The 11,827-nt window shown below is 40.2% G+C and carries 14 protein-coding genes; all 14 read right to left on the reverse strand.

The window, feature by feature from the left end:
* The coding region (locus tag B0184_RS09780; protein WP_078177682.1) for a TipJ family phage tail tip protein at positions 1–3,601 on the reverse strand (3,601 nt) is incomplete at its 3' end.
* A gap of 10 nt (positions 3,602–3,611) precedes the next feature.
* Positions 3,612–4,199 carry a tail assembly protein gene (locus tag B0184_RS09785; RefSeq protein WP_039850926.1) on the reverse strand — a complete coding sequence of 196 codons (588 nt, stop codon included), beginning with the start codon at positions 4,197–4,199 and terminating at the stop codon, positions 3,612–3,614.
* Positions 4,142–4,876: a C40 family peptidase gene (locus B0184_RS09790; protein WP_005707767.1), complete on the reverse strand. Its 735-nt coding sequence runs from the start codon at positions 4,874–4,876 to the stop codon at positions 4,142–4,144. Before B0184_RS09790 ends, B0184_RS09785 begins: the two co-directional genes overlap by 58 nt.
* 2 nt (positions 4,877–4,878) lie before the next feature.
* Positions 4,879–5,592 carry a phage minor tail protein L gene (locus B0184_RS09795; RefSeq protein ID WP_005707785.1) on the reverse strand — a complete coding sequence of 238 codons (714 nt, stop codon included), beginning with the start codon at positions 5,590–5,592 and terminating at the stop codon, positions 4,879–4,881.
* A 75-nt stretch (positions 5,593–5,667) separates the two neighbouring features.
* The gene (locus tag B0184_RS09800; protein WP_039850930.1) at positions 5,668–6,189 is read right to left on the reverse strand and encodes a DUF4236 domain-containing protein; all 522 of its coding nucleotides are present in this window, start codon (positions 6,187–6,189) and stop codon (positions 5,668–5,670) included.
* A gap of 82 nt (positions 6,190–6,271) precedes the next feature.
* On the reverse strand, positions 6,272–6,616 hold the full coding sequence (locus B0184_RS09805) for a phage tail protein (RefSeq protein ID WP_039850932.1): 345 nt from the start codon (positions 6,614–6,616) through the stop codon (positions 6,272–6,274).
* Between the two features lie 4 nt (positions 6,617–6,620).
* Positions 6,621–8,996, reverse strand: a complete 2,376-nt coding sequence (locus B0184_RS09810) for a phage tail length tape measure family protein (RefSeq protein WP_005707764.1) — start codon at positions 8,994–8,996, stop codon at positions 6,621–6,623.
* Positions 8,983–9,243: a phage tail assembly protein T gene (locus tag B0184_RS09815; RefSeq protein WP_078177683.1), complete on the reverse strand. Its 261-nt coding sequence runs from the start codon at positions 9,241–9,243 to the stop codon at positions 8,983–8,985. The genes B0184_RS09810 and B0184_RS09815 overlap by 14 nt, the downstream gene beginning before the upstream one ends.
* Positions 9,244–9,305: 62 nt before the next feature.
* On the reverse strand, positions 9,306–9,695 hold the full coding sequence (locus B0184_RS09820) for a phage minor tail protein domain-containing protein (protein ID WP_039850936.1): 390 nt from the start codon (positions 9,693–9,695) through the stop codon (positions 9,306–9,308).
* Positions 9,696–9,697: 2 nt separating this feature from the next.
* Entirely contained in the window at positions 9,698–10,201 is a 504-nt protein-coding gene (locus B0184_RS09825; protein ID WP_005707772.1) for a phage tail tube protein, read from the reverse strand.
* Complete coding sequence (gene gpU / locus B0184_RS09830) at positions 10,194–10,598, reverse strand: phage tail terminator protein (protein WP_039850940.1); 405 nt, start codon at positions 10,596–10,598, stop codon at positions 10,194–10,196. Before gpU ends, B0184_RS09825 begins: the two co-directional genes overlap by 8 nt.
* Positions 10,595–11,140: a phage tail protein gene (locus B0184_RS09835; RefSeq protein ID WP_005707765.1), complete on the reverse strand. Its 546-nt coding sequence runs from the start codon at positions 11,138–11,140 to the stop codon at positions 10,595–10,597. Before B0184_RS09835 ends, gpU begins: the two co-directional genes overlap by 4 nt.
* A complete protein-coding gene (locus B0184_RS09840; RefSeq protein WP_039850944.1) occupies positions 11,140–11,445 on the reverse strand; it encodes a hypothetical protein in 306 nt (101 codons plus the stop codon). Before B0184_RS09840 ends, B0184_RS09835 begins: the two co-directional genes overlap by 1 nt.
* The gene (locus B0184_RS09845; RefSeq protein ID WP_005707769.1) at positions 11,426–11,749 is read right to left on the reverse strand and encodes a DUF2190 family protein; all 324 of its coding nucleotides are present in this window, start codon (positions 11,747–11,749) and stop codon (positions 11,426–11,428) included. The genes B0184_RS09840 and B0184_RS09845 overlap by 20 nt, the downstream gene beginning before the upstream one ends.
* Between the last annotated feature and the right edge of the window lie 78 nt (positions 11,750–11,827).

The following is an 11,827-nucleotide window of genomic DNA, read 5'->3' on the forward strand; positions in this document are numbered from 1 at the left end:
TATCCGCCATCACAATAACCGAGCTTTCAACATCTTGGCCAGAGCTAGATGCCCCAAGCGCAATACCCGCAATAGCCGTCTTACCTCCAGCAATAGCTTGAGTTTTAATAGTGCGAGTTGCCGATACTTTACCCGATACATCGGCTACCGTCCGATTGATTTCATCAATGCGAGCCGAAAATCCATCTACACGATTAATCTTAGATTCAGCAGAGCGTTGCCACTCAGTACGAGCACTAGTCTCTGATGATATAGCTCGACTAACCTCGTCCACCTTAGCTTTAGCATCAGATTGCCATTGAGACCTTAACGCTTGTGCAGCAATAGTTGCCACTTCGTCTTTATTGGCTTTGGTTCCGCCCAATTGATTAATTGTCGCCTCAGCATTGCCAATACGAGAGTTAGCTGAGTTTTCCCAAGCTACCCTTGCGTTAGATTCGTTAGTGAGCGATCTTTTAATGTCTTCAAACTGGATCACAGTCGTCAAATCTTCGGGAGCTGGACTCCAGTCGGTTGCAACATTACCAATCTCTAATTTAGGATTAGTTGCAACACAAGTTCCCCCGCCAACCTCAACTTTAAATGAGCAGTTTGAAATACTTTTAATCGGCTTATCGAGTAACTGGATTGTTGATTTTAATCTGCCACTATAATCGCCTTGATGGTTGCTTAACCAACACTCAATCCACGTATACGTATTATCGGTGTAGTACAAAAACATAGATAAACCGACACGATTACGCCCGCCCCTGATAATGCCTTTCGCATTAAGACTAAAAGAAAGCGTGAGTTTTTTACCTTGCCAGCTTTCTTTTGCAGATTGTGACACTGTCCACGATGTTCTATTTTCCGCTGAATTAAGCAGATAGTTACGAGCACCTACATCAAAGTTAATATTATTAAATTCAGACGACAGCTCTGCGACTTTACGTTTAGCTTCTTGAGATTGTGCTACGGCTTGTGTCGCAGAATCTTTTGCTGTATTGAGCTGGGTAATTAGCTCATTATCAAGTTGATTTTGATTTAATTTTCCATCTATTTCAGATGCTTGTATTTTTGATTTGTACTGACTGCCATTCCAGAGATACAACTTGCCGTCTCTTTCATTGTAAACCTGTTTTACCCCTTGAAACTGATTCACATTGAGGTTGGCCACAGTTTTCACCATCTCCAACTTACGTGCTGGGGCTGCAGTATCAAACACTTCGTTGATGATGTTTTGACTGAGCTTTTCATTCAGCAGTTTCAGTTCTTTATCAATATCAACCGAGCTTTCGCCTCTTATTCCAGCTTGTTGATGGAAAGCCCCGACATTTTGCCCTCGCACGTGTCTAAGCCAGTAATAACGCACCTGTTTTGCACCAACTTCGTGCGTGTACATTCTTGCTGTGACTTTCGTCAAACGTTTGGCTGTTTTAATGTCATCTGTTTCACTAGTAAAAATTTCTGTCGCCGTCGCATCATCAACCCAATCCCACTCAAGCGTGATATTACCCAGACCGCCAGTTGTTCTTACGCCTGTTGGCACTGGCGGTTTATTGATGGTAAAGGTCTGAGTTTTTTCACTCAATAACTGCCCATTCTCATTTTTAACTTGGACAAGGACGCTATAATCTCCGTTTTCGAGACCGTCTATATTAAGATTGGGAGACGATTGCCCTAATCGCACGTCATATAGCACACCGCCTTTATAAATGCGGATATCGTATTTGACGATGCCATTACCGCCAGTTACGCTACTGTCAACTGATACGCTCCCATCCGAATTTACTGCCACGCCAATGTTACTAATTTGCGGTGTAGTAAGTACGGTTGTTCCTGCTGGTTCAAACTTGGCGCCATTATCAACGATTGCCTCTTTTTGTGGCTCATGTTGTAACGCCATAATGGTGTACTTGCCTTTGCTCTCCTCTTTTACAGATAACGCCTTAAATAATTGGCTTGTTACTTGTTGAGTAGTTAAAGACCATACACCGTAGATTTCCAAACCTAGCGACGGTTGATCGAGTGTTACCTCTGCGCCATTGACTGAGATAATCTTAATATTTTGATGTTTAGCATTGGCATTGATATAGCTAAGATAACTATTACCGCTAAGGGTGATTTCGCGATCTAATGTTACGGTTTTGCCATTGACTGCTAAAACTCGACCACCGATATTCGTACCAGCATAGTGCGTATCAGCGACTTTGATAATGTCGCCAGGGATATGCATTAGCCCTTCTGCGCCAACAGTAAAGGTAACAGTTTTAGTTTCTAATTTTTCGGTTTGCAGCAACCATAAAGCAGTGCGGTGCGCTTGCCCTCTTGATGTACAGCCAAAAGCCGTGATTTTCTTAACATTTAATCCATTTTTGCGGATAGATTCGTCATCAGAGACATACTCAATAGCCTTTTCATAGCTATTTTCTTTATCCGCGTATTCAACTTGAATTGCATTGTGGCGCGATTTTCTAGCCGAAAATGTATAACTAAAACCACTTTCATCCACGTTGGCATTTGTATAAGTCCAGACTGGATCTGCTGGCCTATCCATTACCACGGTTAGTTGCTGACCATTCCAAACTGGCATTGCTCTAAAAATTGAGCAAATGTCATTAATAACTTGGTAGGCGGAGCGTTGCTCTGTCAGCCAAACATTACAAGTAAATCTTGGTTCTTGCCCACCAAATCCATCAGGCACTAATTGGTCACAATATTGAGCGACTTGATATAACGCCCATTTATCCGCACCAAACTCACCAAGTCTTCCACCCAAGCCATAGCGTTTATTCGTCACGACGTCATATAGCACCCAAGCCGGATTATCCGTCCAGTCAATTTTAAATGTACCATCCCACATACCTGTATATTGACGAGTACGAGTGTCATAGTTGCTTGGTACTTTTACTTTTAAGCCAAGTAGGTCATAGGTACGAGTAGGGATATTGCTAAAATATTCAGAGTCAAATTTAACCCCCATCAAAGCTGTGTTTGGATAAGCAAACTCAGTATCAATAATTTCTGTGTAGCTCGACCAAATGGTATTATTTTGTAGGCGCTGTGTTGTGCTATCGTCTGTAGTTCTCTCGACTTTGACAATAAATGGCACGCTAGGCAGATTGTCAAAAGTATGATGTTGCAAATACTGAGAGCTATACTTGCCACTAATTGACACAGGGTAAGTTCTTGAGCCAATAGTAATGATAAAGTTTACGGATGTTCCGTTAGTATCGCCATTATCCTCTTGCTTAAAAAGCGATTGGACACCAATGGTTAAACGTAATCGAGATACTTTGGCATCCGTCACAGTTCTTGTAAGTGGTAGATTTTTCTTAACTAGGGTGCCAACACCGACCTCTTTTTCGGAGGTGTTAAACCCAGCCATTAAATCTTGTACTTGACCGCCTACACGCCCCTCTACCTGCACATTTTTGAAATTATAAGAGCCGTCTTTGTTTTGTACTGGTGTTTTGTCAAAATAGATGGACTTCATTCCATCGGCTAAACCGTAAACCTCGCCCTCTGAAATAACTTCAACAATTTTGACAAGTTGCTTACTTCTGCCGCTCTCTTTTGCCTCGACTGGAGTATGACCGCCGCCACCGCCACCTTTACCCATTGAAAACTCCTTAAATTCCAGTATCCATCGTTTCTACACCCTGAGATATGATGAGAGAGCCTACTCTCATTCTCCCATACGCCAATGGCATAGGTTTTCCCTGTGCTGTCATATTCGACAGGTTCGAAAATGCCGTAGATTGTTTCTTTTCTTTTTCAGTGCCCATTTTCATTTCTGGCATTTTTGTGAGCATTTGAGCAACACCGCCCAATAATAGAGATGCCCCAACAGAGCCAACTACCCAAGCGGCATTAGTGCTAAGCAGACCAAATCCAAGCGGACCTAAAGCGATTGCACCAGCAATAATTGCGACACCTGCAATCACACCAAACAATCCGCCACGTTTTGAGCCTTTTAAAACAGGTGTAAAATGCACTGTTGCATCATCTTTTAGTTTGTGGCTCAGCCCTTGCTCGAGATAGCGATTATCAAAGTAGTCTCGCCCTACTCGCACGGTAAATAGCCCTTGTTGAATGAATTGGCGCAATTTAGGAATTTGGCTCGTTAAGGCTTGGACTATCTCTGCCGTAGTTTGGCAATCTAGCCTAAATTCAGATCCAAACTGTTTAAGGCTCCCGTAAAATCTAACGTTGACCATGCGTTATATCTCCAAATACTATGAGTGTGTTTAAGCCAATATCCATCATATAAATCACGCTTAGATAATCGTTTTGGTGCATGATGAAGAACCATTTGATTACCGACATAAATTGCCGCGTGATTGGGTACATCAGCCCCGATGTTGATTAAGATAACATCGCCTGTTTGTGGCTCTTTTACTTGCTCAAAACCGTGTTTTGCCATGTTATCTAGGTAGAGATTAAACCCATCTTCCCACCAGTAATCGTCTCGTTCAAAGTCGGGTAAATTACAACCAGATAATCGGTAAAAATCTCTAAATAATGTGTAGCAATCCATTTCACCGTGTTTAAAATCACGCCCTATTAAAAATGGAATTTTTGGGAAAATATGGATTTGCTCATCACAAACTAACCAAAAATCTAACTGGCAATAAAGTTGTGTTTGCAAATCTGCTTGTGATAGTTTTGGCTCGCCTTGTGGATGTGAGTGGACTAAGGCAAAAACCTCACCTTTCTCACTTGCTGCAATGTAATCTTCTGGCAAAATTTCAAAGTGGTTCTCTTTATCTTCCGCCATGTTTTCGCAAGGTATAAAGACTTTTTCATTACCTACTAAAACAACAAAACCGCAACTTTCTTGCGGTTCTTTTGATTTTGAATAACTGATGATTTCGTTATGTAATTTGCCGTCCATTGTTACCCCAACTTATCAACGCTAACAAATCCGCCATAGTTATGCGTATTGTTTCTCAACTTGCATCCAGTCAATAATCCACTGCACTTATCCTTTTTAGGATCTGCAGTTGGTTGGTCTTTTTCATCCGCAAGTGCTCTGCCTGTATAGCCACACTCAACGCTACGATATAACCAACTACAAGTAGATGTAATCATTCTTGCGCCAATTAATGCATTGTCTGTCTCAGATGGTAAAGCCAGTGTAAATTGAGCAATATCTCGATTTAATGAGGATAATTGCTCAATCACAAAGTAACTTAACGCCTCTTGCGTTGGATCTGCCTCTTTATTGCCATTTGCAAAATTCACCGCATCAAGATAGTGCATATAGACTAATCTTCGTCTGACAATCCCACCCAAACATTGATCAAAGCGGTTACAAAGTGCGGTAATAAATCCGTTAATATTTCCTAATGTAAGAGTTGGTCGATTACTTGGGCCATTACCTGACATTTCAAAACCATCTGCTTTTACAGCAAATGGCTCAAATGTTTTGCCTTGCCATACGATAGATTGTGATTTTTCATTAGTGCCAGCATAAAAGCGATATAATTCACCATTCATGCCGTCATTATCTTTTAATCCTCGCAAATCTACCTCAAACAACTCAATGAGCGCATTTTGTTCGAGTTTGGCGAGGTTGAGTTTGAATTGGTTGCTGATGAGTTGTGGCATTGTTTACTCCAATAAAAAAGCCGCTTAGAGCGGCTTTGGTATATTAGTCTTAATTATAGGGGGGGATTTGTTAATTTAATTTTTGGTAAAAACAAAGATATAGGCAATTATGAATAGTATAAATGTCACAACAAGGATTTTACCTATTGGCAACTCACCGTTTTCATTTCGTTGATGGTTTAATTGTGAAAAAAAATTTTGAAGATCTTCTATTTCATTTCCAGAATTAACATCAATCGCTCTTTGGATATTATTCAAATAAAAGATCGATTCTCCTTCTACTTCTTCGCAATACCCATAAATCGCCTTCTCTTCAGGAAAATAATTAGTTGCGTCCACATTTAATGTAAATATCTCGCCATCGGTTACATAATCAATTAATACTTCTAGATAGTCCTCATCTTTATCTTGAGTAAATTTCAATTTATCCCGTTTAGATATACCTGTTCCTGGTATTCCTAAATTACGATAAACGCCATCTTTCCCTATATTAATTGATGCACCTTTAACCCCAGCCGTGACACTTACACCTGATTTACTTAGATTTAATTTTACTCCCGGTAAAATTTTCTTTGTTTTTCTGAATCTAATAGCCACACAATCCTCCTAACTCAATAAAATTGAATGGCTAGTGATCCTACCTTATTTCAACTTTTTTATTTGTGATAAGGCTCTCAAATCAGTTAAAAACTTGTCGAAACTGTAATGAATATTCAACGTAAGGACCATTATCAATTTTCGACCATTCGGAGCAAACAATTAATATACGCTTAGATTCACCAGGAGGAATCCACTCAAATGATTTGTAACCGCCATGACGCATAAGGAAAGAATCAAGAGAACCAATCATGTTTCTTTCGCGTGTTTTATGGTATCTAATTGTTGCTGTGGTTGATAAAGGGATAGAGTTAATACTTTCAACTCTACGCTGCTCATAGCCATCGCCAAACTTAATTACATCAACTTTTGTCTTAAAGTCTAATTGCATCCCCCACTGCACTTTAAAATCAAATAATTCCTTCATAACTTTACCCCATCATTCCGCCACTTCTTGTTTCAGTTCTGAGCACTTCATAAACCTGAGCTTTGGTTAATCTAGCAATCTTCGCTGCTAAAGCAGGATCGCCTTCCCCATCACCGAAGTTATTTGTTTGGTTAATGACAACCGTCTTACTATTTGATTCACCCAATGCTTTATTTAGATTGGAATTGCTAGTAATCTGCCCACTTGCTCCTGGCGTGAATAACTCAGGACCTTTCTCCCCAACAAGATAGGTTCTTCCTCCGCCAACATAACCACCACTTGCACGAGCCCCCGAAATAGTGACGCTTTTAAGTTGATTCAAAACTGCAGCACCTTGACTTGCAACAGCTGCCATATTCGCAAATTTCTGTGCTGGCGTAACTGCTGTAGGGTCATTCATAGCTTTCATAACTGCGGCATGTAAGTTAATTAAGGACTCTGCGATTTGAAATGATTTAGAGATAGCAAAAAGTGTTCTGTATGCAGCAGATTGCTTGCCACCTGCCGATTCCGCCAATCCTGCCAACCCATCAAATAATGATGCCGCGATATTTAGCTGTGTCGTTAGCGCTTGTCTATCTAAATCTTCCTTGCGTTGCCGATACTGATCTTCTATTAGCGCCTTGGCCTCTTCGAACTGTTGAACATTGATAAGTTGCTGCTCATACAGCTCTTGCGCCTTAACTAGCTGATCTTCTCGAGTAATATCACTTTGGACATACAGATCATTACCTGAACCACGAATATCATTAAAAAATGACCGCACTTTATTTGCTCTGTCATTATCTTCTTTGATTTCTTTGGCTTTCTGTTTCTCTAACGCCTGATCGTACGCTTGGGCCTCTAGTGCTAAATAATGCTTTCTTAATTCTAATGCACTTCCGAAATTTCGCTCTTTAGCCTCTTTTTCAGAAATAGCCATCTTATTAATCGTCTCTATGCGTTGCTGATGTTGCAAGGCTAGTTTTTGCATTTCATTGGCATACTGCATATCTAAAGACGCAACATCACTCGTTTTACTACCTGAGTTATGTTTAGACTTAACAGATGTTTTCTTATTCTCGCCTTTGATTATTGCGGCAAGTTGCTCATTGTAATTTTGCTCAAGTTTGCCAAGTTCTGAATTTCTCAATTGGTCAATTGTTTCAAAACCACGTTTTTTAATTTCAACTTCACTTAGAACAAGATTTTGTATCGCTTTCTTGTCTTTTTCATGTTGCTCTGTTAGCTTTTGTTGTCGAGATTTTAGTTTATTTTCAATTTTTTCGAGTTGAGCCTTACCAGCTTTCTCTTTTTCTTCTTTCTCTGCTTTCTTGCGATTAGCCTCTGCAGCATCTGCATCAGCCTTTTGTTTATCTTGCTCTGCTTTTAATTTCGCACGAGCTTTATCTAGGTTGGCTTGCTGGCGTTCCATTTGATCGCGCATTGCAGCCAACACCTCATCGCTACCATCAAAAGCCCCAGATTCAAACTGTTGTTCTAGAGACTTTTTGGATTTCTCTAGGATAGATATTTCATTCTCTAAGTTTTTAACATGGGTAGCAGTATCAACCCCTTTCATCGCTTTGGTTAAGTTAATAAAAGCGGTTGAAAGACTATCTACCGCACCTTTAAAAAACTTAGTAATACCTGTGGTTTCGGCAAACTGTTCTTTTAGTTCATCTGTTGCTTGCCCTAGCGTATCTAGAGCGCCAGATAATGTACCATTTGCTGATGATTCACTAGTGCCGCCAACACGCTCTTGTAACGCTTTAAATATAACTTCTTGCGCCTTAGCTTTATCACCAGTTTCAACAAACGAATTGATTAAATTCTGCTGTTCAGAGGTAAGCTCTATGCCTTTTCTTTTTAGGATAGATATTGCATCGGCTGGACTTCCTAAAGCGCGCCCAAGGTTTCTAGCCTCACTTGAAATATCAGTACCAAATGTTTCTGCTAAATCTTGAGATAGCTTGATTGCCTCTTTAAATGATTCCCCAGTAACGCTTTTAAATGTCATCATTACTGACATTGCTTGGCGAACACCGTCTGTACTAGCAAGCGTATTCATCGCAACAGAACGAGCAAATTCATCTAATTGTGAAGAAGAAAAACCAACTGCTGCGCCAGTTGCTCTTAATTGAGCCTCTGTTCTGGCCATGTAACGCTCGGTTTCTTCGTAAATTTTTATCCCATCACCTAAAGAACTTACGAAAGAAACTACTGCACCTGTGGCAGCTAATGCCGCTGTAGCTAATCCACCAATCGCAATTTTAGTGAGATTAATACCACCATGCGTTTTCCCAAAGCCATCTAGAGATTTTTTAGCCTTGTTAATTTCTTCTGTAAACTTGGCTGTCTCTGCCTCGAGTTTTATTTTTAAATTGCTAATCTGGTCCAATTCTCAATACTCCTGAATTTGCAGCAGACACTTCCATCATTTCCTCATCCGTCATTTCTTTTGGCGGCTCATCAGAATTAAAGATAGAAAAATCTCTAGCGGTTACAACCTGTTTTGCAGCTGCGCAGTTATAGACCGAACTTGTGATTATTCCGTAGCCATAATCAAGCATTTCAAGCGTGAATGGTCGTGCTCCGAAATATTTATACCAAGAAAAATACTCCGCAAGAGACATCTCACGGAGCATTCTTCGGTAGTCTGCACGCTTAAATTCGTGCGCAAGTTTTAAAACAAAATCAAGTTCGGCCTCTAGGCGTTTTTTACTTCGCCATCCGTACTCTCAGTTTCTTCACGCCCCTCAGATTTAGGGAAGTTACACACATTTTGAACAGCTTCTAAGACCAAATAAAAGTCGCTATTGGTAAGCGTTGTTAATACTTCTTTTTGCAACTCTTCAATAGTTTTATCTGTTTGAGAATGTGACAATGAAAAAGCGATTAATCTTGCGTGAGCCAACAAGTTATTTCTTGTCATTTGATTCAGTTTTGCATTAATTTCCTTTTCTGTATCTTCCGTTTTGATTGGTTCGGGTTTTTCTAGGGAATTCATATACTCGATATATTCGAGATAATCTAAAGCTGATAACTCCGATAACTGAAGAACTTGACCACTTACTTCAAACTCGATTTGTTTTAACATAATTAATCACCTGCTTGATTTGTTTCAGCTAATAACGGTTTACCAACATTGGTTAGCTTGATTGTACGAGTCATTGTCTCATTTTGTGGGACAGCTTTACCTAAAGATGAAACCCAAGCAAAATATACATCTCGTGTACCGTTTGGATATACAACAAGGTAAAATTTCTTCTTACCGCTATCAAAGTCTGTGACGATAGCTTGTTGCGCAGTATCGCCTGGTAGCCATGCAAGAGTGATTGATGTTTCACCCGCTGATTTAGCACCTTGACTTGTTGACTTCCATTCTGCATTTGGATCATCTAAGTAGTTATCTTCATAACTTTCTGCGGTCACTTCGCCAGGCGATAACTCTTTAATTTTTGCAATACGCTCCCAGTTGTCGGCTTTTTTAATTTCTGCCGCTGAAATTGTGCCACCTTGAATAGCGGTAGTTTCTTTGTCATCTTTTAGACGGAAAAACTGAGTGCCTGCGCCTTTCATTGGTGTAGTGTCTTTCTTAGCCATTATTGACCTCATAAGTGATGTTGTATTGAATGTCGGCAGCGATCCACGTTGCCATTTGTTCGTCTTGCTCGTAATCAAAAGACGAGAATGCAGTTGTTTCAGTTAGGCTTACTAATGATTCTTCAACGATGCCGCTTTCATAGATTTCTTGCGCAAGTTTATCTAGGTCATCTTCTCTAGATGCTGAGCGCATAAATGCTGCAACATGTAGTGTCGCGTGTAATGTTCCGTCTAAATAACCAGTGGGCGTAACATTACTAATAAATACCGCTACTGTTGGACTCTGTGTTTCAATATCGGTGAATGATGGCTTGCCATTGCTAAATTCCTTAACTTTTGGTAAATGCGGTTGTAAAGCATCAATCACTGCCTGTCTGATCTTCGAATGGATTTTCATTTTTTTACCACTATCTGTATTTGCCTAATTAGTTGATTTCTCAACTCCATTGGCATTTCCTTTTCGTACGCTCGTTTAACCTCTGAGTGAAATGCCTCTGTAAGTGGAATTTTGAGTGGAATTTTGACTACATCGATAGGATAACGATCTTTCCCTTGTCGTTGCATTACTTGAGTTCGACCATTCTTAAGCTCTTGAATAAACGACCGTTGATAAAAACGATTCCCGACTTTTAGTTGACCTTTATTTTCGCCTCTTCGAATAAATCTCCCATCACCTTTAACTAACCGGATAACGGGTAAATTTCCTCGGTTAACTTTAATAAATGCACTTAATCGTCTTGGCTTGGCTCGTTCTAGTTTCGCTCGCCCTTTAATAAAGCGATTAGGCACATCCACTTTCTTGGACGTATCTATTACAGCTCTCACCATAACTTTTGCAGCAACATTATTAATCGTGCGCGCCATAGCTTGAGGGACGGCTTTTTTATCAATATCCGTTAGAACCTTTTTGGCTTTTTCGATGTCGTCATTAATTGCCATTAGTAACTCGCATCCTCTTCAAGTTGAAGAATAATCGTTCCCGAATTAAAGCTGAAACCACTGATAATATAATCAATGTTATTTATTGTTACGCGGTCATTTTTCTTTGGTTTATAACCAGAAGATTTGAATAGCGTAAGCGTACGATAAACTCCATTAATTGGCTCAACTTCTCTAGGCGACTCATCTAACACCGCCTTGTATTTTTTGCCATTGATAACATAGACGGGCATCATCACATCTGATATGACTTTGTCCGCCTGTGCGAGCGCGTCATCAAACGGACTAAGCGTTGATCTTGACATCTACAGTGCCCATCGATACGCCACTAGCATGCCAAGCAATACCTAAACGCTTGTTACTACCCGCGGTAATGGTTGCACCATCGGTTGCTGACCAGTAAACAATTGCACCTTGTTTAATGTCATCTTCCGCTTTTGCTTTCACCGTAAATACACCTGCAGTTAAGCCAACGCCTGTCTCATTTTGTGCAACATCAGATACTGAGATTGCAGCAAGGTTTTCTAACATTACTACATCACCGCTTTTTACAGCAGCGGTAGCGGTAAAACGAACGGTGTTTCCGTCTTGCATATAGTTTTTAGCCATATTTAATGATCCTTTAATTTTGATAATAAAAAACCGCACTTCGGTTAAAAGTGCGGTCGTTATTTAAGGCGATTTAAG

This window comes from Haemophilus paraphrohaemolyticus (assembly GCF_002015045.1).
Classification (GTDB): domain Bacteria; phylum Pseudomonadota; class Gammaproteobacteria; order Enterobacterales; family Pasteurellaceae; genus Haemophilus_A; species Haemophilus_A paraphrohaemolyticus.